The following is a 21,738-nucleotide window of genomic DNA, read 5'->3' on the forward strand; positions in this document are numbered from 1 at the left end:
TTACGCTCCCTCAAAACCGGTTTTCTTTTGCTACGAAAGCTTTGTAGGCGGTTTCAAAATCTTTGGTCTGCATGCAGATGGCCTGTGCCTGCGCTTCAGCCTCGATGGCCTGATCCAGACCCATGTTCCATTCCTGATTGAGCTGTGTCTTGGTGATGCCATGGGCGAAGTTTGGACCAGCGGTGATACGCTGTGCCATGCGAATGGCATCGGCCTCCAAGGCTTCAGAGGTGGACATGGAGTTGAAGTAACCCCAAGTGTAGCCCTCTTCTGCGCTCATGGAACGACCTGTATAGAGCAGCTCGGCTGCACGGCCCTGCCCGATGATGCGTGGAAGAATGGCGCATGCGCCCATATCACAGCCTGCAAGGCCGACGCGGGTGAATAGGAAGGCGGTTTTTGCGTCAGGTGTACCAATGCGCAGATCGGATGCCATTGCCATGATCGCGCCTGCGCCCACGCTGATGCCGTCTACTGCTGAAATGATTGGCTTGGTGCAATTGATCATTGCTTTGACCAGATCACCGGTCATGCGGGTGAATTTCAGCAGATCCTTCATGTCCATGGAGACAAGAGGGCCGATGATATCATGGACATCGCCACCCGAGCAGTAATTGCCCTCATTGGACGCGATTACTACTGCGTTGACGTCATCGGCATAAACCAGATCGCGGAATGTATCGCGCAGCTCGGCATAACTCTCAAAAGTCAGCGGGTTTTTGCGGTCCGGTCGGTCAAGCTGAATGACTGCGACGTCGCCTTCCATGCGCCAGAGGAAATGCTTTGGCTGCAGATCCGCCATTTTGTAGGTTGTTAGCATTATCGGGCCTCCCCCTCCCAATCGCTGGCGAATACCTTCAGGGTCTCGGCAAGTGTTTCGGCTTCTTCCGGAGAAAAGTGCGAGAGAAGCTCGTTGATCCATTCACGATGACTGGCGGCCATTTGCTCGAAATTTTCTCTGCCAGCTTTGGTGAGCAGAACAACAGAGGTTCTGCGGTCGCCGTCTCTCAATGTGCGCTGAACTAACCCGTCCGTGGTCAGGCGATCAATGAGGCCGGTGACGTTGCCGTTGGATACCATCAGGTACTTTGAAAGCTGGGACATGAGCATGCCCTCTGGCTCCCGGTACAGTGCTGCCATCACATCAAAGCGTGGCAGAGTTACGTTATATGTGGTGCGCAGCCGTTCCCGCAGTTCGCTTTCAATTGCGCGAGAGGCACGAAGTAGCCTCAGCCAGAGGCGAACACGGGATTTGTCATCGGTTGCGTTGTTTGCTTTGAGCATTTCCTGAGAGGCTGTCATTGGGTCTCGCCTCCTGATACCGAAATGGATTGTCCGGTGACTGAACGGGCTCCATCGCTGATGAGCCAAGCAACCGTTGCAGCGACTTCATCTGGCTGGATGAAACGCTGCTGCGGGTTGTCCTTATAGAGCGCAGCGCGGGCCTGCTCTTCGTTCATTCCGGTTTTCTGCATGATGTTTTCAATTGAGCGTTGCAACATTGGGGTCTCTGTGAATCCAGGACACACAGCATTGACCGTAATAGGCTTGCTGGCAAGTTCAAGAGCGAGTGATCTGACCATGCCAACGACCCCATGCTTGGCGGCGGCGTAGTGAGAGACATAGGAGTAACCACGCAGACCTGCTGTCGAAGCGATTGCGATCAAGCGCCCGTATTCCTGCCCTTTCAGATGCTCCAGACCCTTCTGGAAGGTCAAAAAAGTACCAGTCAGGTTGATGTCGAGCATGCGTTGGAAGCTGCCCCGGTCAATCTTGCCAAATGGAGCAGATTCAGCTGCGCCCGCATTGGCAATTACGATATTGACCAGTCCGTTTACCTCGACAGCCTTTTCGAACATTTGAGCAACGGACACCTCATCTGTGATGTCTGCTGTCACTGCTTTAATGCGGCTGTTGGCGCTTGCGACCAGATCAAGCGGCTCGCGTCTGCGTCCTGCAACGGTGACCTTTACTCCGGCCTCCGCGAGGTGGCGGGCAATTTCGGCCCCAACTCCGGTACCGCCACCTGTTATGACTGCATGCTTTTCCAAACTGCTCTTCCTTACACGCGAACTTTCATCGTCTCGGCGCGTTCTGCCAGACGATACAACTGATCACGACCGGCATGATATGGTTCTGGCCAGTAAACGCCTTTATCACCCAACTCAGCCGCTGCGTGCAGGGTCCAGTATGGATCTGACAGGTGTGGACGTGCCAGACAGACAAGATCTGCGCGCCCTGCCATCAGGATCGAATTCACATGGTCTGGCTCGTAGATGTTGCCTACGGCCATGGTCTTCATGCCAGCATCATTGCGGATGCGGTCTGAGAACGGCACCTGGAACATGCGGCCATACACTGGCTGTGCGCGCGTGCTGGTCTGGCCCGCGGATACGTCACAGATATCAACGTCGGCTGCGTCGAGCATGCGAGCGATTTCAACGGCTTCTTCCGGAGTAAGGCCTTCGTCCTCTACCCAGTCTGTTGCAGAGATACGCACAGACATTGGTTTGTCCTGTGGCCATGTTTCACGCACGGCTTTGATGACTTCCAGTGGGTATCTCATACGGTTTTCGAGAGAACCGCCAAACTCATCCTCTCGCTTATTGGTGAGCGGTGAGATGAAGGATGACAGCAGATATCCGTGGGCACAGTGGACTTCGATCATATCGAAACCAGAGGCATCTGCCATTTTGGCTGCGTTCACGAACTCATCTTTCACGCGGTCCATATCTGCGCGATCCATCTGCTTTGGTGTCTGGTTGCGTTCGGACCAAGCAATTGGAGAAGCTGCGAGCAGAGGCCAGTTGCCGTCTTTCAAAGGTGCATCCATCTCTTCCCAGCCGAGCTGAGTGGACCCCTTTGGTCCCGCATGGCCGAGCTGGCAGCAGATTTTTGCGTGGCTGTGTTCATGGACAAAACTTGTGATGCGTTTCCACGCCTTCTCATGTTCCGGTGCATAAAGGCCCGGACATCCCGGTGTAATGCGGCCATCAGCGCTCACACAGGTCATTTCTACGACCACCATACCAGCACCGCCTTTGGCGCGTTCGCCGTAGTGAGCCAGATGCCAATCAGAAACAGTTCCGTTTTCCGCTTTATACTGCGCCATTGGAGAAACAACCACGCGGTTGTTCAGGTCCATCTCGCGCAGTTTGAACGGTGCAAACATTGGTGGGCGTGGTGCATTGTCAGTGTCAGACACACCAGCCTGATTTTGGAACCAGCCTTCAGCTGTGCCCAACCACTCCGCGTCACGCTCGCGTAAGTTCTCGTGGGAGATGCGCTGAGAGCGGGTCAGAAGTGAGTAGTTGAACTGGACCGGGTCCAGATGCAGATAGCGTTCAACGTTCTCAAACCATTCGAGGGAGTTACGCGCTGCGGACTGAAGCTTCAGCACTTCCAGACGACGCTCATCCTCGTATTTCTGGAAAGCATCCTGAACGGACTTTTCACTGTGCAGGTAGTCTGCCAGTGCGATTGCACTTTCCATGGCAAGCTTTGAGCCAGAACCGATGGAGAAGTGCGCGGTTGCAGCAGCGTCGCCCATCAGAACGAGGTTCTCGTGAGACCACTTTTCGCAAAGAACACGTGGGAAGTTGATCCATGCGGAACCGCGGATGTGGTTCGCGTTGGTCATCAACTCATTACCGCCGAGATGCTTTTCGAAGATCTTTTCGCAGGTTCGGCAGGATTCTGCCTGGCTCATGTCTGCGAAGCCGAATGCTTCGTAAGTCTCTTCGGTACACTCTACGATGAAGGTCGCGGTATCATCGTCAAACTGATAGGCATGTGCCAGATCCAGCCGTGCTCTGTTTCTTCAAAGATAAAGGTGAAGGCATCGTCGAACTTCTGGTGCGTGCCGAGCCAGACGAACTTACATTTGCGGGTGTCGATGTCTGGTTTGAAGTGTTCTGCAAACTCGGTGCGGCTGGTGGAGTTCAGACCATCAGCTGCAACAACGAGATCGTAGTCGCCCATGAACTCTTTGGCGCTGGTGTAGTTCCGTTCAAACTCCATGTTCACGCCAAGTTCGCGCGCCCGGTCCTGAAGGAGCAGAAGTAGCTGCTTGCGGCCAATGCCGCAGAAGCCGTGACCGCTGGAGACATGGCAGGTGTCTCTGTAGTGAACTGCGATATCATCCCAGTAGGCAAAGTGAGCGCGAATGGCTTCCGCGCTTTTTTCGTCGTTGACCTTGAAGTTGTCCAGCGTCTCATCTGAAAGAACAACACCCCATCCAAAGGTGTCGTCAAACTTATTCCGCTCAATGACTGTCACCTCATGCTGAGGATCACGAAGTTTCATGCTGATTGCGAAATAAAGACCTGCCGGGCCGCCTCCAAGACATGCGACTTTCATTGCTCTCTCCCCCCTCAGGCTGCAAGCGCCTAATTTCAACTTGGGACAAGCGTGACAGGTTTTTTGGATTATTTCAAACATAAAATATCTAAGCATAAAATATATGTGATGCTACAGAAAATATCTGTAACCTATTGTATTTTATAAATTTATGTCTGATTTAGAGTGAGCCGACTAAACCGACTTGAAAAATATATTTATCACGCACGCGTCGCTGATATATCTATATCAGCACAAAAAGCGGAGCCGTGGCAAGTAATGATTCTGTGTAGGTATCATAAAAAATGCGACGGCTTTAAACCGTCGCATGTGCTGGAAATTCGACTGCCCGGCCATCAAAAGCGGGAGACACGTTCTCAGGCAACTGTGATTTCAATCGCTGATAATCCAGATCACAGTGCAAGTTGGTGAGGATGCTGTTTGTCGGTTTCATCCGCTCAATCCACTCCAGCGCATCATTAACGCAGAAGTGGCTTTGGTGCGGTTTCTCACGCAGTGCATCGATGATCCACGTGTCCAGCCCCTTCAATGCATGAAAGCTGCTTTCCGGTATGTCGTTGACATCCGGTGTGTAGGCCAGATCCTGAAAGCGAAAGCCAAGGGCATCAATATCACCATGATGAACGAGAAATGGCAGAGCAGTGATCGGTCCCCCTGCTCCGTCAATGGTAACCGGTGTTCCGTCGGTCAGCCGGTTCTCACTCAAGATTGGCGGATAGCCGGAGCCCGGTGGCGTCACGAAGCAATAGTCAAAGGCAGAACGGACGCGCTTTGACGTGAACTCATCCATGTAGACAGGTACTTTGGCGCGCTGCATGAGCGCAAAAAAGCGCAGATCGTCGATGCCGTGCAAGTGGTCTGCATGAGCATGGGTGTACAGCACAGCATCAACATGTGCGACGCCAGCAGCCAGCATTTGCTCACGCAGGTCGGGGCCGGTATCAACAACGATGGTGGTGGTACCGTTCTCGGAGAACCTCTGGACCAGCAGAGCGCATCTACGGCGACGGTTTTTGGGCTCGTTGGGATCGCAAACGCCCCAATCTCCGCCAATCCGTGGCACGCCGGTCGATGAGCCGCAGCCCAGAATGGTGACCTTAAAATTACTGGTCATTGGTCCTCTCAAAGAATAGTGGCAATACGATCCGCGTCAGTCTAGCCAATCATGCTGGCCGTGGCACCTTGGAAAACAGGCGCAGGAAGTTTTGTGTTGTAGCGTCTGCCATCTCTTCTTCTGAAACGCCAAGAGCTTCCGCCAGTACCTTGTTGGTATGCGCCACATAAGCTGGTTCATTGCGTTTGCCGCGCCATGGTTGTGGTGCAAGATAAGGCGCATCTGTTTCAACAAGAAGGCGATCCATCGGCAGTTCTGCTGCGATCTCACGCAGTTCCGTAGAACGCTTGAATGTGAGAATGCCGGAGAAGGATACGTAAAGGCCAAGCTCAAGGCCCTTCATTGCCAGTTCTTTGCCGGAAGAGAAGCAGTGAAGAAGTGCTGGAAACGCACCGATCTTCATCTCGTCTTCCAAAATACGCATCATATCGTCGTCAGCATCGCGGCTATGGATTACCAGCGGCAGCTGCGTTTCGCGCGCGGCTTTGATATGCGTGCGCAGGACCTTTTCCTGATCTTCTGGAGATGCGTTGTCGTAAAAGTAGTCCAGACCAGCTTCACCGATTGCGACCACTTTGGGGTGCTTTGAAAGTTCGATCAGCTCTTCTGCGGTCACGTCGGTCTCTTCTCCAGCCTGATGCGGGTGAGTTCCAACGGAGCAATAAACGCTGTCGTAAGCTTCTGCGATCTCTTTGATCTGCTCAAACTTGCGGACGCGGGTGCAGATGGTGACCATCAGCTTGACGCCTGCTTCGTGGGCGCGCTCGATGATCTGGTCGCGTTCTTCTGCGAAATCCGGAAAATCCAGATGACAATGACTATCAACTAACATGGTCACAGCAAGAGCGCCTCCAGCGCGATTCTGTCAATTGGCCTTACCGACCTCTTGTGATATCCCTCGCGGAAAATGCCAGTGCACTTCCCTCATAAAAAAGGGAGGCTCATGCGCCTCCCCCTTCAAGCCAGATAGATTGGCGTTTTATTCTGCAGTTTCCGGCTCAACATAGCGTGGGAACACGCCCTGTGGCTTCGGCAGTTCACGACCGCCTTGCAGGCGGCCAGCTTCACCCAGCTCCGCAAAAGACCGCTCATCGTCAGAAAGCACCAGCAGATCCAGCAGTTTGCCTGCAGAAGTCGGCATGACTGGCTGCGCCAGAATACCAACCTGACGGATGATCTCTGCGGTGGTGTAAAGCACTGTGCCCATGCGTTCCGGATCGGTCTTCTTCAGCGCCCATGGCTCCTGAGAGGCGAAGTAACGGTTTGCTTCGCCAACAGTTGACCAAATACACGCCAGAGCGTGATGGATTTCCTGCTTTGCCATGAAGCCACGGCACTTTTCAAGCATCTCATCAGCCTGCAGCAAGATAGCCTTGTCGTCCGCGGAGAACTCGCCAGGAACCGGGAGTTTGCCTTCACAGTTCTTGAAGATCATGGAGAGCGAACGCTGCGCCAGATTGCCAATATCGTTGGCAAGGTCAGCATTGATGCGGTTCACCATTGCTTCGTGATTGTAGTTGCCATCCTGACCGAATGGAACTTCGCGCAGGAAGAAATAACGGATCTGATCCAGACCGTAGGTTTCCACCAGATCACGCGGTGCGATCACGTTGCCCAGAGACTTGGACATCTTCTCACCGGAGTTGAAGAGGAAACCGTGTGCAAACACGCGCTCAGGCAATGGAACACCAGCAGACATCAGGAATGCTGGCCAGTACACCGCGTGGAAACGGATGATATCCTTACCGATGATATGAGCGTTTGCAGGCCAGAACTTAGCCATATCGCCGTCCATATCCGGATAGCCAAGCGCGGTGATGTAGTTGGTCAGTGCATCGACCCAAACATACATAACGTGCTTTTCATCGCCTGGAACCGGGATGCCCCAGTCGAAGGTGGTCCGGGAGATGGAGAGGTCTTTCAGGCCGCCTTTTACGAAGCTCATCACTTCGTTGCGGCGTGCGTTTGGTCCGATAAAGTCAGGGTTCTTCTCGTAAAGCTCAATCAGCTTGTCTTCGTAAGCTGAGAGACGGAAGAAATAGCTTTCCTCTTCCACCCATTCAACAGGTGTGCCTTGAGGGCCGTAGCGAACACCGTCTTCACGAACTTCGGTCTCGCCTTCCTGATAGTAGGCTTCATCGCGAACGGAGTACCAACCGGCGTAGCTGTCTTTGTAGATGTCGCCAGCGTCAGCCATTTTTTGCCAGATTGCCTGACAGGACTTGTAGTGACGCTCTTCGTTGGTCTGAATGAAATCGTCGTTGGAGCAGCCAAGCATCTCAACCATTTCGCGGAAGAGCTTGGAGTTCTTGTCAGCAAGATCTGATGGTGACATGCCTTCCTTGACGGCGGTCTGAAGCATCTTCTGGCCGTGTACGTCAGTACCAGTCAGGAAGTGTACTTCACGGCCATCCAGTCTCTGGAAACGGGCCAGCACGTCAGTTGCAATTGCCTCATAGGCGTGGCCGATATGCGGCTCACCATTTGGGTAGGAAATTGCCGTTGTAATATAGAAAGGCGATTTTTCTGTCATATCCTAAGGTGATCTCTTGATCCGGGATCTAAATCTGGAAAGTTCTTTGAGTGTTAGCTCAAAGATAACAGTCGTACGTCAGCCAGAGCTTGCTTTCCGCAGGTCAACGAGGAAAGTCAACACAACTTGCTTCCGATCGAGGTTTAAAGCATCTGCCGTTGAAGCAGCGCGGCCAACCTTTTCCCACAAGTCAGCCCACCTGACAAGCGCATCCGGCTTTGTGCTTGCATCTTTACGCAGTTGATTGCTCAAGAATGTGCGCGCAAGCTCCAAAAATGTGTTCCAGGCATCCTCTGCACCGCGTGCCGCGATCTTATCTGCAAAGCCATGCGCACGGATCATGTCCAGATTTGTGATGGTCTCAACCAATCCGGTGAACTCCTGCGCAATATCCAGTGCGCCGCCGTTTGCAGCCAATGCTGCCTGACGAAGGCTCCCATCAGCCAACGTGTGAAGGGCTTCTGTGTTCCCTGAAGGGTTACATCCCATTTCTGTAAGGGCATGCTCAATCATCGTCTCTTCCAATTTGCGCATGGTGAGTTTGCGGCATCTGGAACGGATTGTTGGCAGCAACCGACCTGGATTGTGGGAGAGCAGAATGAACAAGGACTGTTTTGGTGGTTCTTCGAGAATTTTGAGCAGCGCGTTGGCTGCGGACTGGTTCATATCATCGGCAGAATCAACAATACAGATGCGCCAGTTCCCACCAGCTGCCGTAGAGCCAAAGAAACCTGTCGTCCTACGCACTTCGTCGACTGGAAGATCTCGCTTGAACCGTTTGCCTTTCAAATCCCATGGACGGCGCAAGTGCAGAAGGTCTGCATGGGAGCCTGCGGCAACCATTTGTGCGCTATGGCTTTCCGGTGGAACGTAAAGGCTGTTGGCTGCCATTACAGGCGTTGAAAAGCGATCAGGATGTTCAAGGATGAAGCGCGCGAAGCGAAATGCGAGCGTGGCTTTGCCAATGCCTTTGGGGCCTCCGAGAATCCAGGCATGATGAAACCGCTGCGATCTATAGGCATCAAGCAGTTCAGTTTCAGCTAGCTCATGGCCGTAAAGACGTGTTTGCTCGCGTGGGAGCGGTAGGCCGTCGACTTCGTCAAATTCAGGGACTTCTTCGATTATGGAAGCTTTTGCCATCCTCACCCTTCCCTGTTTGCGTCAGGTTCGCCTGCTTCCTGCTGGATCTGCTCAGCGAAGCGGTCCTGTACCGCCTGCCAGATGTCATCGGTTACTTTATCCTGAGGCTGGTCTCCGTCAATCACCACGATGCGATCTGGCTCATTGCGGGCCATGTCCAGAAACAACTCCTGTCGGCGGCGGTGCGTTTCCAGTGTATCTGTTTCAAACCGATCCGGGCCGTCAAACTCAACGGGTGCTGTGCGCTTTGAGACGCGGGCCAAGCCAACTTCTGGTGTTACGTTGATGAGCAACGTCATATCCGGATTGTGACCTGCGATAGCAACTTGCTGCAGAGCTTCCACAGTTGGTGTGGGTACACCGGATTCGCCCTGATAAACGCGGGATGAATCTGCAAAGCGGTCACACAGAACCCATTTGCCATCCTCAAGCGCAGGTTTGATGAGCGTATCTATGTGGTCCGCGCGGGCTGCTGCGAAAAGAACGGCTTCGGCAGTGACGCCGTAGTCTTTTGCTGCGCCAGACAGGAGAACTTCACGAACCAGTTCAGCGCCTTGTGAGCCGCCGGGTTCGCGTGTGGTGATAGCTTCAACTCCTTTGGCCGCGAGTTTGTCGCGTAAGCGCTGGATTTGAGTCGACTTACCGGCGCCTTCACCGCCTTCAAAACTGATAAAAATACCCGACAACGTCGAACAGGCCTCCAAGACCTTCGGAATTCAATAGTGCTGAAACCCGGTGCTAAAACAACTGGTAGAAGAACTCTCCAAGGGCATCCCAAGCGCGGCCCTGAAGGTCTCCAATGGCTACATCTTCTCCTGTAACCAGTGTTGCCCGATAAATCACGTCATTTTTGGAAAGAACTTGCAGTTCTCCCACTTCCATTCCTTTTTCGACAGGTGCTGGAATGGGGCCATTATAGACGACACGGAGCTTATACTTGTCTTTCTCATTCGGGTTGATGAGTGTTGCGACAGCATCATTTGTCTTTAAAGATACAGTCGTTTTCTTGCCACCGTAGACTTGTGCATCGCTAACAAGTTCGCCTTTGCGATAGAACTGCTGCAGCGTCAGGCCGGAAAACGTGGGCAACAGCAGCGTTTTCATGTCCTGAACACGATCCTGAAGCGTCGGAGAGGCTGCAATCGCTGCAACGTAGCGGTGCCCGTTGCTGTCCAGTGTTCCGAGCGCTGCGAAGCCTTCTCGCTCAGAGAACCCAGCACCAAATCCATCAAGGCCTTCGATATCACGCATGAGCGGGTTTTTGTTGCGCTGGGTGATTTTGTTCCAGGTGAAGCGGTCCATGGCAAAGACGGAATGCAGCTCCGGCTCATGTTCCAGAACGTAGGCGGCGAGAATAGTCAGATCTTCGAGAGTGGTCTTGTGGTTCTCATCGGGAAAGCCAGTTGGATTGGTGAAGTTTGAGTTCTCCATACCAATGGACTTGGCCAGCTTGTTCATTTCCCGGGCGAAGTTTTCTTCGCTGCCAGCAAGCCCTTCAGCCAAAATGATTGCGGCATCGTTTGCGCTGTGTACGATCAGGCCATACATCAGATCATTGACAGACACCGATGAGTTCAGTCGCGCAAACATTGTTGTGACGCGTGCTGGTGCACCGCCAGTGCGCCATGCATGTTCACTGACTTTGAACATGGTTTGTGGTGTGATGTCACCTGCATGGATGGCCTGCTGCACGGTGACGGCAGTCATCAGTTTTGTCAGGTTGGCTGGAGCATCAGAACCTGAGAGTTTTTGGAGAAGACGAGTGACTTGTTTGTGAAGTCGTAGAGCGTTGCGGCTTTGGCTTTGATTTCGACAGCCTGAGCTGTTGGGGCTGCGAGTATGCTGCAAAAAGCCAATACAGCGATGGCTGACGCTCTCCAGTTTTTAGGAGATGTCCAGTACCTGCAGTTGTCTTGAGATTTATGCTGTTTGCACTTCTTCCACCCAACTTGCACGCCTGCGTCTCCCTGATTGATTTTGGTGGGGCTATGCTACGCCCCATCCCTTAAAACAAACACTAACGCAGGTGTGCTGACTGGGTAAAGCCGTTTAGAACTAAATGACTTAGTGATTTTGACCAGTACGAGATAGCAGTAGCTCTTTCAGGCCTGAACCACCAGAAACAGACTTGAATGCATCATGCGCACTGTTGAGCCTGTGCTCAGAAGCATAAGATGAAATTGCATTGCCAGTCTGGAAGGTTGGCGCACTGCTGGTCGGTGTTTTGTAGACCCCAGAGCTTGGTGGTGGCAGCAGAGATGTTCCAAAGGAAGTCGAAACGGGCTGTGCTGCAATGGCTGGTTTTGGAGCGTTAGGATTTGCGCTGGAGGATAATGCGCTGTTGATCCGGTTTTTGAAACTGCTGATGGATGCAACCTGTGTTGTGCTCAGGTTACGCTCGTAAACCACTGCTGGATCAAGCTGGTTGGCATTGAACGCCAGAACGTTCTGTGCTGCCAAAATAGGTGTGTCGTATGGCCTGCTTTTCGGCATTGGTGCCGGGCCAGAGATACGGTTCACAGGATTTGCAAAGGCGAACATGGTGCGCGGTGCAGAGCTGCCGCCATTCCAGTTGCCACCGTTGCCGGAATAGGAAGCCAGAAGCTTTTTCTCATCCCGTCCATGGAGTGGTGCACGACCAACGTATTCCACGCGAACCTTTGCAACGCCGCTGGATTTGGTGCCGAGCATGCCAGCAACGCGTTCTGACAAGTCGATGATGCGATTGTCATGGAACGGGCCACGGTCATTCACACGCACAACCATAGACTTGCCGTTTTGCAGGTTTGTCACCTTGGCGTAGCTTGGTAGCGGCATGGTTGGGTGAGCGGCGGTCAGCGCGTTCCGATCAAAGATTTCGCCGTTAGCGGTTTTGCGGCCATGGAAGGTTGGGCCGTACCATGATGCCTTGCCGGTTTTTTTGTAGTTGTCGTCTCTTTTGGGATAGTACCACTTGCCGGCCACTTTATATGGTTTACCGACAACAGCGCGCCCGCCTCCCTTGGGAACCGGCTTCGAGCCTTTCACCACACGAGGACTCGCAGCTACGCCGTATTTCTTTTCACTGAACTTCACTTTATCCGTGCCGCCACCACAGGCTGCAATGCCTGCGCACAGGGCAACCACAGATATGCTGGTCGCTATGCGTTTGATCGTTTCGGGAGCAGGTGCTTTCACCGAATAGCCCCAATTCAGTAAAGAAGTCATACCGTTGTTACTCACTACATGTTCGGCACTGACGGATTTCAGATTGGTTGAGCAGAAATACCCGAGCTCACTACAAACTGAACCAATATTAAAAAGATAGCCGATAAACCTTAACTGAATCCGATCAAAATGTCTCCACAAGAAAGAGAGATTTTCCCCTAAGCTAACTTCCTTAGGGGAAATGGCGGTTTTGATAGGACTGATTGATTTCACTGTGAAAAAAATAAATTCATGCTGTGGAACAAGTTTTACGCCCGCTTGACTTTGAGGGCCGCATGAACGAAATAGAGCCCACACCACACAGCGCCGGAGAGGTGGCAGAGTGGTTGAATGCACCGGTCTTGAAAACCGGCGGGCGTGGAAGCGTCTCGTGGGTTCGAATCCCACCCTCTCCGCCATCTATCTTATTGATAGATAAGGCAAAAAGAACCCACCTTCGCGGTGGGTTTTTTGCTTTCTGGGCTAATGCAAAAATGGCCTGGACTTCTGAAAAAAATAGAGAGAGTGTTCCCGGTCATCTGGGGGAGGCGTTTCAGGATATGGTGCTTAGTCCTTCAGAATACCTTTGAGAAAATTGCAAGATGGACAGTCGGAAACGGCGTAGCCACACTGGCACTTTCATCACGGGGATTTTCTATGAAACGTTTAGTTTTGGCTGCCGGCCTCTCCTGCTCGCTCGCTGTGCCTGCTTCGGCACAAGCGCCTAAAGATATGATCAAAGAGATTTTTCTGATCGACACGATGGATAATTTCTGTGAGCTCGGCATCGTGCATGAGCGGACACTGGATTACATCAGGGAAAACAAACTCAAAGCTACGCCCAACTACATCATCCTTGTCCAGCAAAGTATCAGCCTGGCGGGTGAGGTTCAGCATACGCTGGAAGATGCTCATGAGGATGCAAGTGGTGTCGTCTGCATTCAGATCCGTGAGCGTGCTAGAGAGCTCAAGCTGCTAAGTAAGTAAGTCAAAGGTGCAGATTTAGGACGACTGGGTGCAAAAATGAAAAGAGCTGCAATCAATTGATCGCAGCCCTTCGTTTTGATTGATTAAATTAGCGATCAGCCCTGTGAGGATAGCGCTGCAGCCATGAGACGGTAGGTGATCTGAGCGGCGGTAAAGTCCCATGCGGCATTCCCATCTGGGGCCAGCTCAACAACATCAAGACCGACGCACTTGCGGCCTTTAAGGGCATGTTCCACCAGATGGATGGCCTGATAGTAGCCAAGGCCTCCTGGAACCGGTGTGCCTGTGGCTGGCATCTGGGATGGATCGAGGCCGTCAACATCAAAGGAAATATAGATGTTCTCCGGAAAGTCTTCCGGCAAATCAACAGCATGCAAGCCTCTGGTCACCAGCTCTTCCGCGTCGACAAAGAACACCTTGTTCTCTGAGCGACTATCCATTTCCTGCTGGCAGAGTGCACGTACGCCGAACTGTGCGAGGGAGTTCCCCCCTTCCACCAGAAGGTTCATGACAGAGGCGTGGGAGTGCTTTTCACCCTGATACGCAATGCGCAGATCTGCGTGCGCATCCACCTGTACTATCCCCACTGGCTTACCAAGTGCGCGAGCGACACCGGATACGGCGCCGTAGGATAGAGAGTGTTCGCCGCCGAGGGTAACCGGGATCTTGCCAGCTTTGACTGCAGCTTCAGTACGCTGTGCCAGACGTTCCATCACCTCTGGCAGAGGGCCATCGCACGCTACTGGCTCTTGTGTGGAGATGCCGGAAGCGCATGGCTCAACGCCATTGCTGCCGCGCTCAAGTTCGTTACTTGCTTCGATGATGCTTCTGGCCCTTTTACGGTGCCAGAGCCATAAGAAACGGTACGCTCCAGAGGCATTGGAATGATGGTGAAGAGCGCGTCTTCTGCCTTGCGTTCTGCTTCAGTTAGCTCACTGTCGAGAAAAACAGACATTTTGTACCTTTAGGAAAGACGGTTCAGGAAATCATTGTAGGAGAACTCGCGGATAATCTTGAGTTCGTCGCTCTCAGAGTTCCATAGGGCGATTGTTGGTAGAGGAACACCGTTGAAGGTGTTGGTCTTCACCATCGAGTAATGTGCCTGGTCAAGAAATGCGAAACGATCGCCAATCTGGAGAGGCTCTGCCCGGGTGTAATCTCCTATAACATCGCCCGCGAGGCAAGATGGACCGCCGAGACGGTATTTATGCCCCTCTTTCGCTTCACCCAGCATGGCTGGGCGATATGGTGCCTCGATGACGTCCGGCATATGACAGGTTGCGGAAATGTCCACGATCGCCAGATCCACGCCGTTTTTTGGCAGGTCCAAAACTTCGCCAATCAGAATACCTGCATCCAGTGCAACAGCTTCACCTGGCTCCAGATAGACTTCCAGGCCCGTTTCTGCGCGCACATCTTTGATGAAGGCGATAAGGGCTTCGCGGTCGTAATCTTCGCGGGTGATATGATGACCACCGCCGAAGTTGATCCACTTCAGCTGGTCGAAATACGGTGCAAGCTTATCCTTAACTGCGTTCCATGTACGCTGGAGAGGTTCGAACTCCTGCTCACAGAGTGTGTGCATATGGATGCCATTAACGCCTGTCAGAACTTCTGCACTCAGCTGGGAAACCGGAAAACCGAGCCGTGAGCATGGGGCGCAGGGATCGTACTTTTCTACTTCGCCTTCGGAATGCTCCGGGTTGATACGCAGGCCTACATCCACATTGTGTTTCGCGGCCCGTACATTTGGAAGAAAGCGATCCTTTTGGGCCGCTGAGTTGAAGATCATGTGATCGGTGTAGCCGATGATCTCATCAATCTCACTGGCCTTATAGCCGCGCAGAACGTAGCAACTTCACCACCATACTTTTCGCGGCCCAGACGCGCCTCATAAAGGCCAGAAGCACAGGTTCCTTCCAGATACTCACGTACCACTGGGGCCAATGCGAACATCGAGAAGGCTTTTAGGGCAGCGAGAACATGCGCACCGGAACGGTCAGCAACGTCTTTAAGCATAGAGAGGTTGCGGCGGACCGCAACCTCATCAACAACGAAACAGGGACTTGGTACTCGGGAGAGATCAAAAGATTTGAACGCTCCTGCGTCACCAGCCTGTGTCTGCATCAACTCTGCCATCAGCTTAGAACTGAACCGGACCGTCGAGTTCTTTAACCTGCCATGGCAGGCCGTGCTCGTTCAGCATGTCCATGAAGTTGTCTGGGTCCAGCTGTTCCATGTTCCACACGCCCGGCTCTTTCCAGTTCCCTTTCAGGATCTGTGCTGCGCCGATCATTGCAGGTACGCCAGTGGTGTAAGAAACCGCCTGAGAGCCTACTTCTGCGTAGCACTCTTCGTGGTCACAAATGTTGTAGATGTAGTAGGTTTTCTCGCCAGAACCGTCTTTTGCCTGACCGGTTGCGATATCACCAATACAGGTTTTACCTTTGGTCAGCTCCCCCAGACCGCTTGGATCTGGCAGAACGGATTTGAGGAACTGCAGCGGAATGATTTCGTGGCCTTCGTGCATGACTGGCTCGATTGAGGTCATGCCGATGCCTTCAAGCACGCGTACGTGGTTGATGTATGCATCGCCGAAGGTCATCCAGAAACGTGCACGTTCAATTTCGGTGAAGTGGGTTTTCAGGCTTTCCAGTTCCTCATGGTACATGAGGTACATGTTTTTCTCGCCAACACCAGGGAAGTCGAATGCCACTTTGTGGGTCATGGCTGGAGACGTTACCCAGTCGCCTTTTTCCCAGTGACGTGCGTCTGCGGTTACTTCACGGATGTTGATTTCCGGGTTGAAGTTGGTTGCAAATGCTTTGCCGTTGTCACCACCGTTACAGTCGAGGATGTCGATCTGACGGATGTTTTCGAGCTTGTGCTTCTTCAGCCAAGTTGCGAACACGGAGGTTACGCCCGGATCGAAGCCAGAGCCGAGGATTGCGGTCAAGCCAGCTTCTTTGAAGCGCTCCTGATAAGCCCACTGCCAGTGATACTCGAATTTTGCTTCGTCTTCTGGCTCGTAGTTGGCGGTGTCCAGATAGTTGATGCCAGCTTCCAGACATGCGTCCATCAGCTTAAGATCCTGATATGGCAGCGCCAGGTTCACCAGTAGCTCAGCGCCACTTTCTTTGATGAGAGCAACAACTGCTGCGACGTCCATTGCATCAACTTCAGCGGTCTTGATCTCTACGCCGGTCTTCTCTTTTACGCTTTTTGCGATGTCGTCACACTTGAACTTGCGACGGGATGCCAGCGTGATTTCGGAGAAGATGTCCGAGTTCATTGCCATTTTGTGTACGGCTGCGGAGGAAACACCACCAGCGCCGATTACCAGAGTTTTACCCATGTCTATTCCCCGGTCCTTGGATTATTCGTAATAGGTGTAGCCGTTGATGCTGTCACGGTAGGCAGCAACCAACGTACGTCGGTCAGCATTCTTGAGTGTGCCGGCGGAGACCGCCTCATCAATGAGTTTACGGAAAGCATCTACGCAGTCGCGCGGATCATACTCTACATAAGAGAGAACCTGCGAGATTGTATCGCCTTCAACTTCCTGAAGCAGATCAAATCCGCCATCTGCTCTCAGGTCAATGGTTGCGACATTGGTGTCGCCGAACAGGTTGTGTAGATCACCTAATGTTTCCTGATAGGCACCAACAAAGAAGACGCCAAGATAATATGGCTTACCTTCTTCTAGCGTATGCACCGGCAGAGATGGTGAGATACCATCTGCCAGGATGAACTTGTCTACTTTGCCGTCACTGTCGCAGGTAATGTCTGAGAGCACTGCGCGGCGATCAGGAACTTCGTTCAGGCGCTGCAACGGAACAATCGGATGCAGCTGATCAATTGCCCAGACATCTGGCAGAGATTGGAAGAGAGAGAAGTTGCAGTGATAGATATCAGCGACTTTTTCAAGCTGCTCATCAATCTCCGGCGCTGTACCCGCTGGTGGTGCAAGTTCTTTGATCTTGGACATCAGATGCAGATAGATGCGTTCAGCACGACCCATCTGGCGTAAGTTGATATAGCCACGGCGGAATAACGCGCGAAGCTCATTGCGATAGAAAGTGGCGTCGTTCAAGCACTCCTGAAGACGCTCTGCGTTGAGGTAACCTTCAACGGCTGCAAGGTCTGCGACCAAATGGTGGTCGTCTTCTTCAGGCTTTGGTGCGGTTGGCGCATCGAACAATGTCGCCTCAAGAACATTGAAGAGCAGCATTGAGGATGTTGCAACAACAGCGCGACCACTTTCTGTAATTAGAGTAGGATGCGTGAGTTCAGCTTCGTCCATTGCGTAGGCAACAGTTTCCACCACGTTGGCACAGTACTCTTCAACGGAGTAGTTGGTGGAGTTCTCGATTGCCTTCTTTTCGCCGGTATAATCAACACCGAGGCCGCCGCCCAGATCAAGATGGGTCAGTTCAGCCCCTTCCCTTGTCAGCTCAACGAAGTAGCGACAGGCTTCACCAACGGCACGGCGGACGTCATTGACGTCAGGTACTTGTGAGCCGAGATGGGAATGCTGAAGTTTCAGGCAGTGCAGAAGCTTTGCTTCGCGCAGCTTATCGATCACGGAGACGAGCTGGTCGGTGTTCATCCCGAAGGTGGAACGATCACCGGAACTTTCTTCCCATTTACCACCAATCTGATTGGTCAGCTTAACACGCACGCCGAGAAGCGGCTCTTCGCCCAGTTCTTCCACCACATCGATAACGGTTTCAAGCTCTTTCGGGCTTTCCAGAACGATGATGGTGTTGAAGCCGAGCTTGCGCGACAGAATTGCAAGACGGATAAACTCTTCGTCTTTTACCCCGTTGCAAACAATCAAGGCATCTTTTGGCAAGCGGTGCGCGAGTGCAATGACCAATTCAGGTTTTGAGCCAGCTTCCAAGCCGTAGGAGTAAGGGCGACCAAACTCAACGATACGATCAACAACCTGCGCCTGCTGGTTCACCTTAATTGGGAAAACACCGCGATATTTACCCTTGTAGCCAACGCGCTTGATCGCGTCCGCCATGGAGTTATTGATGTGTGCAATTTCGTTTTGCAGAAACGAGCTGACGCGCAGCAAAAGTGGAGAATGGATACCACGTTGTTCAAGGTCGTGAACGATCTCCGGAAGACTCACCTTCGGAGCGTCCGGCATCAAAGGATTACTTAGTGCAATATCGCCGTTCGGCAGCACAGAGAGAAGATCTTTACCCCAGCGCCCCATGCCGTAAATGGCATGAGCAGTACCTTGATTATTTGGCAACCATTTATCCCCTTCCAGAATTGATTTTGCCCCATTTACTCATGGTGTATCCATCTGACAAGCCCAATCTTAGTGTTCTAAACATCAGAGCGGGCAGAACAGGTGCACAAATCATTTTTTGCGGAAATTAAACCTACAACCTGAGATTTTGCTGATAGCGAAAATCGAGTAGTTTTCAAAAAGGTGTAAGCCAGTTGAAGACATCAGTAGGATGTCCCCCTGATTTTTTGCGGATATCTTTCTTGGTTATTTATTTGCGAGCAATCGGGGGATAGATTAATTGCACTAACCGGATTACTTCTCCATGAGACTTTGTTTTTAGCGACTGCAGAGCAACCATGACTTGGCAAGAGCGACTTCAAAAACTTCGCAAGCAGAATGACCTTACAGTTAAAGATTTGGCAAGGCGTGCAAACGTTGGTTATGACAATCTTTACAAGATCGAAAAAGGTCTCATCGAGAATCCGCGTGGGGACACGCTTGGAAAGCTGGCACAAGCGCTTGGCGTAAATGAGCAGTTTCTTCGTTTTGGTCTTCATGGAGTTGGAGACGCAAAGTATCTTGATGATGCGCAGATTTTGGCTGAGTTGGAAGAAAATACGAGCCAGACTGACCTTGATCTGATTGATAGTGCCTGGAAGCAAGCGCTTGAGATTGAAACTCAAGTGTACGGTCCCGGCAGTAAAGCTCCTACAAATTTTGTATCGATGATGTTTGCGCGTATCTACCAAGAGATGTTGAAGCGTAATGAGCACTAACTAATGCAGGTTTGTCTGTTAAAGGAGTTCAGCTTAACTCTGATAGATCGGATTGCGTGAGCATTCTGAAAATCGATGCAGTGGAAATAGCTTAGCCTCCCTGACCTAAAGTTCCTCAAATCTTATTTTGTCCTCCGTTCGTGATTTCAGTTAAACCTTGTAGGGGGTTTCCACCTATTGGGTAGAATGAGAAGCAAACTCTTTTTGCGAGTTATCCGAGATATTTTCTTTGGAATATGTTTTGTGTATTCATCAGTTCGTTAACTTATCCAATGCCGTTGATGTAATCCTACACGTCTGTATTTTATAAATAATTTCGGATGATGCTTGTTTAAGAACCTATTCATCAACTATGTGCGTGATGCATGTTATTTAAAGCTTGAGTTTATTTACCTTTCCACCATCTTAAATCTAAGATATGGATTTATTATCCAATTCAACTTTGATTTGTATGCCCTGTCCCATTTTGCAGGGAATAGCTTTGGGGATTGGAAACCTGTTTGGACGGCTTGTCTTGATTGGTACTTTTTGATTTTGCTTTTAGTTCTCTAGTTGAAAGAGCTCTTATGCCCATCGACTTAAATCGCGCTGATCATTCTAATGAAGTGGAAAATAAGCACTCAACTGCGCGGCAAGATGTTTTTGATGAACTTCTGAAATCAGCAACTGCACATGGTTCCGAAACCGGATCTGATGTCGATTTTCTGAACATGTTCGGTTCAGACATCTCACTTTGTGAACCCGAGCTGGGTTCTATTGTGAAGCATAGAGATACAGAAGAAGTTGGATTTGTATGCGGTGAGACGACGATGCTGTCCGGGCTTCGTGCGTTCAAGTTTAGGCCCTTTGATAGTGCCCCAACTGAAAGCGTAACGTGTGACCCGGATGAGCTAATAGTGGTCGGGGATCCTAAACTTCGGGTTGGCTATCCAGTTCATTGTAAAAACTGATAGAGGCTGTGATCAGCTAACTCAGACGTAACAAACAAAAAAACGCTCCATTTCTGGAGCGTTTTGTTTTTTTAAGCTTGCTTAACGGTTAATTGTTGGAAGCATCGCTAAGTGTAAACTCAACAGGTTTGAGCACATACTCACTCGGGATTTCGGCAAGCTTAACAATCTTACCTCCATTCTCAGCTGAGAATTTTTCTGCGCCTGCTTTGGTTCCAAATGGGATTGCCTCTGGGGCTCCCATTCCGCCTATTTGTGAACTCTCAATCACAAAGAAAGCGGCATCTGCATCTATCCAGTTGTTGTTACCTGGCTGCTCCCAGCTTTCGGCTTTGTCCATGTCATTCACATAGATAGCTACATAGTCTTTGGATTCTTCCGGAAGACGCGTGAATGCGACAGCGTCACGTATTTGAGAGAACCATAACGGGAATGGATTACCGGCAAGGTGGATCTGTGCCTTTGGTCCTTCGTGGTCCAATATGGTCATCTGGCAGTAGTGACCTGCAGCTTCAGCACTCAGCTCCATAGCAGCTGGTTTAGCGATTTGCTGCTCTTCCTGACAAGCTGCCAGAAGCAACGTGACTCCAACGACTGCAAACAGTTTCTTCATCATGGGGAGACCCTCTTAAGCAGTAGGATAGCACCAGACATGGCAACGCCAGCGAACACGAAGATGGAGCAAGTGCCGCTGCTGGTGGGAATGGAAGACTTTCTGCAACGCCCGCCATACCACCAACCATAGCGTTTGCATTCAACGCAGAGAGGTTGAAGAGACGGAAAGCATCTGCTGGATTTGCCAGTAGTGCAAACGGGAAGACGGTAGATGCAAAGAACCCTTCGCTATCTGCAACGAGTGCACCGAGCAAAGCCAGATCATAGAGAACGATCAGAACAAGCCAGATACCAATCGCCATTGCGGCTGCAGTTGTGACCTGACGCACCAATGCACTGACAATGTAACCAAGTGCGAGGAATGCAAAGCCGAGGATCGCAGAGGTACCGATCAATCGTGCGAAATCGATGAAACCGCTTGTATCTCCACCACCTGTTGCTGCCAGCATACCTGCTGTTGCTCCATAACCTAATGTCAGAGCCAGCAATAGGACGCAGATGTGACCGACTGCCTTACCAATGAGGAACTCACTTCGCGTCATTGGAGAGGAGAAGATCAAGAGCAATGTACCGCGTTCGATCTCGCCGGCAACTGCATCAAAAGCCAGCAATAGTGCGATCAAGGGAACCAGATAGACTGATAAGCTGGAGAGTGATGCCACGGTGATGGTCATGCGGCTCACGTCGAGTGTACCAGCTGGTGCAGAACCAAGTAGTGCGAGCGCCATGGAAAATGCTGCCAGAATAACAACGGACAGCAGGATCCAGCGGTTACGCAGACCGATACGGAACTCTTGGCCAGCTACTGTTAGGATACGCTGAAACATGAC

22 protein-coding genes, 1 tRNA gene and 1 pseudogene are annotated in these 21,738 nt (G+C 51.6%); 4 read left to right on the forward strand and 20 right to left on the reverse strand.

From position 1 onward, the window contains the following. Window positions 1-10: 10 nt before the first annotated feature. The 12 genes and pseudogenes from JCM12308_RS21205 to JCM12308_RS21255 form a co-directional block, all read right to left on the reverse strand. Entirely contained in the window at window positions 11-820 is an 810-nt protein-coding gene (locus JCM12308_RS21205; protein ID WP_244271979.1) for an enoyl-CoA hydratase family protein, read from the reverse strand. Next, window positions 820-1,302 carry a MarR family winged helix-turn-helix transcriptional regulator gene (locus JCM12308_RS21210; protein WP_008546910.1) on the reverse strand — a complete coding sequence of 161 codons (483 nt, stop codon included), beginning with the start codon at window positions 1,300-1,302 and terminating at the stop codon, window positions 820-822. Before JCM12308_RS21210 ends, JCM12308_RS21205 begins: the two co-directional genes overlap by 1 nt. Further along, on the reverse strand, window positions 1,299-2,051 hold the full coding sequence (locus JCM12308_RS21215) for an SDR family NAD(P)-dependent oxidoreductase (RefSeq protein ID WP_054784989.1): 753 nt from the start codon (window positions 2,049-2,051) through the stop codon (window positions 1,299-1,301). The genes JCM12308_RS21210 and JCM12308_RS21215 overlap by 4 nt, the downstream gene beginning before the upstream one ends. Window positions 2,052-2,062: 11 nt before the next feature. Further along, window positions 2,063-4,359 (reverse strand): annotated as a pseudogene (locus JCM12308_RS21220) (bifunctional salicylyl-CoA 5-hydroxylase/oxidoreductase). Window positions 4,360-4,654: 295 nt separating this feature from the next. Further along, on the reverse strand, window positions 4,655-5,473 hold the full coding sequence (locus tag JCM12308_RS21225; RefSeq protein WP_054784990.1) for an MBL fold metallo-hydrolase: 819 nt from the start codon (window positions 5,471-5,473) through the stop codon (window positions 4,655-4,657). A 49-nt stretch (window positions 5,474-5,522) separates the two neighbouring features. Next, on the reverse strand, window positions 5,523-6,305 hold the full coding sequence (locus tag JCM12308_RS21230) for a TatD family hydrolase (RefSeq protein WP_054784991.1): 783 nt from the start codon (window positions 6,303-6,305) through the stop codon (window positions 5,523-5,525). Between the two features lie 147 nt (window positions 6,306-6,452). Then, on the reverse strand, window positions 6,453-8,006 hold the full coding sequence (metG, locus tag JCM12308_RS21235) for a methionine--tRNA ligase (protein WP_054784992.1): 1,554 nt from the start codon (window positions 8,004-8,006) through the stop codon (window positions 6,453-6,455). Between the two features lie 78 nt (window positions 8,007-8,084). Further along, on the reverse strand, window positions 8,085-9,146 hold the full coding sequence (locus JCM12308_RS21240; protein WP_054784993.1) for a DNA polymerase III subunit delta': 1,062 nt from the start codon (window positions 9,144-9,146) through the stop codon (window positions 8,085-8,087). Window positions 9,147-9,148: 2 nt separating this feature from the next. Next, the gene (gene tmk, locus JCM12308_RS21245) at window positions 9,149-9,832 is read right to left on the reverse strand and encodes a dTMP kinase (RefSeq protein WP_054784994.1); all 684 of its coding nucleotides are present in this window, start codon (window positions 9,830-9,832) and stop codon (window positions 9,149-9,151) included. 52 nt (window positions 9,833-9,884) lie between these two features. After that, on the reverse strand, window positions 9,885-10,853 hold the full coding sequence (locus tag JCM12308_RS21250) for a D-alanyl-D-alanine carboxypeptidase family protein (RefSeq protein ID WP_208978822.1): 969 nt from the start codon (window positions 10,851-10,853) through the stop codon (window positions 9,885-9,887). Window positions 10,854-10,861: 8 nt separating this feature from the next. Beyond that, entirely contained in the window at window positions 10,862-11,002 is a 141-nt protein-coding gene (locus tag JCM12308_RS30665) for a hypothetical protein (protein WP_208978823.1), read from the reverse strand. Window positions 11,003-11,210: 208 nt separating this feature from the next. Further along, window positions 11,211-12,353 carry a septal ring lytic transglycosylase RlpA family protein gene (locus JCM12308_RS21255; protein ID WP_054784995.1) on the reverse strand — a complete coding sequence of 381 codons (1,143 nt, stop codon included), beginning with the start codon at window positions 12,351-12,353 and terminating at the stop codon, window positions 11,211-11,213. A gap of 308 nt (window positions 12,354-12,661) precedes the next feature. Between JCM12308_RS21255 and JCM12308_RS21260 the strand changes: the two genes are divergently transcribed. Together JCM12308_RS21260 and JCM12308_RS21265 are read left to right on the forward strand one after the other, a co-directional pair. Then, window positions 12,662-12,751, forward strand: a tRNA-Ser gene (locus JCM12308_RS21260). Window positions 12,752-12,989: 238 nt separating this feature from the next. Then, window positions 12,990-13,319 (forward strand): hypothetical protein, encoded by a 330-nt coding sequence (locus JCM12308_RS21265; RefSeq protein WP_054784996.1) that lies wholly within the window; start codon window positions 12,990-12,992, stop codon window positions 13,317-13,319. 95 nt (window positions 13,320-13,414) lie between these two features. Here JCM12308_RS21265 and JCM12308_RS21270 read toward each other — a convergent pair whose 3' ends face one another. Genes JCM12308_RS21270 through speA form a run of 6 tightly spaced genes read right to left on the reverse strand, consistent with a single transcriptional unit; the run spans window position 13,415 to window position 18,585 of the window. Further along, complete coding sequence (locus tag JCM12308_RS21270; protein WP_208978828.1) at window positions 13,415-14,143, reverse strand: agmatinase family protein; 729 nt, start codon at window positions 14,141-14,143, stop codon at window positions 13,415-13,417. After that, on the reverse strand, window positions 14,059-14,274 hold the full coding sequence (locus JCM12308_RS30670; RefSeq protein ID WP_208978824.1) for a hypothetical protein: 216 nt from the start codon (window positions 14,272-14,274) through the stop codon (window positions 14,059-14,061). The genes JCM12308_RS21270 and JCM12308_RS30670 overlap by 85 nt, the downstream gene beginning before the upstream one ends. Before the next feature lie 9 nt (window positions 14,275-14,283). Then, window positions 14,284-15,111: a type III PLP-dependent enzyme domain-containing protein gene (locus JCM12308_RS21275; protein WP_208978825.1), complete on the reverse strand. Its 828-nt coding sequence runs from the start codon at window positions 15,109-15,111 to the stop codon at window positions 14,284-14,286. After that, entirely contained in the window at window positions 15,108-15,458 is a 351-nt protein-coding gene (locus tag JCM12308_RS30675; protein ID WP_208978826.1) for a type III PLP-dependent enzyme domain-containing protein, read from the reverse strand. The genes JCM12308_RS21275 and JCM12308_RS30675 overlap by 4 nt, the downstream gene beginning before the upstream one ends. Window positions 15,459-15,462: 4 nt before the next feature. Continuing rightward, complete coding sequence (locus JCM12308_RS21280; protein WP_054784997.1) at window positions 15,463-16,674, reverse strand: saccharopine dehydrogenase family protein; 1,212 nt, start codon at window positions 16,672-16,674, stop codon at window positions 15,463-15,465. A 21-nt stretch (window positions 16,675-16,695) separates the two neighbouring features. Further along, entirely contained in the window at window positions 16,696-18,585 is a 1,890-nt protein-coding gene (speA, locus tag JCM12308_RS21285; RefSeq protein WP_083416409.1) for a biosynthetic arginine decarboxylase, read from the reverse strand. A 338-nt stretch (window positions 18,586-18,923) separates the two neighbouring features. Here speA and JCM12308_RS21290 point away from each other — a divergent pair, with 338 nt between their 5' ends. Both JCM12308_RS21290 and JCM12308_RS21295 read left to right on the forward strand, forming a co-directional pair. After that, window positions 18,924-19,343 carry a helix-turn-helix domain-containing protein gene (locus JCM12308_RS21290; protein WP_054784999.1) on the forward strand — a complete coding sequence of 140 codons (420 nt, stop codon included), beginning with the start codon at window positions 18,924-18,926 and terminating at the stop codon, window positions 19,341-19,343. 566 nt (window positions 19,344-19,909) lie between these two features. Next, window positions 19,910-20,293: a hypothetical protein gene (locus JCM12308_RS21295; protein ID WP_041768579.1), complete on the forward strand. Its 384-nt coding sequence runs from the start codon at window positions 19,910-19,912 to the stop codon at window positions 20,291-20,293. An 88-nt stretch (window positions 20,294-20,381) separates the two neighbouring features. Here the strand turns inward: JCM12308_RS21295 and JCM12308_RS21300 are convergent, their stop codons facing one another. Both JCM12308_RS21300 and JCM12308_RS21305 read right to left on the reverse strand, forming a co-directional pair. Further along, window positions 20,382-20,909, reverse strand: a complete 528-nt coding sequence (locus tag JCM12308_RS21300) for a nitrous oxide reductase accessory protein NosL (protein WP_014285693.1) — start codon at window positions 20,907-20,909, stop codon at window positions 20,382-20,384. Then, window positions 20,833-21,735, reverse strand: a complete 903-nt coding sequence (locus tag JCM12308_RS21305; RefSeq protein WP_208978827.1) for an ABC transporter permease — start codon at window positions 21,733-21,735, stop codon at window positions 20,833-20,835. Before JCM12308_RS21305 ends, JCM12308_RS21300 begins: the two co-directional genes overlap by 77 nt. Window positions 21,736-21,738: the final 3 nt, after the last annotated feature.

It is taken from the genome of Pseudovibrio denitrificans JCM 12308 (genome assembly GCF_001310815.1).
GTDB classification, from domain to species: Bacteria; Pseudomonadota; Alphaproteobacteria; order Rhizobiales; family Stappiaceae; genus Pseudovibrio; species Pseudovibrio denitrificans.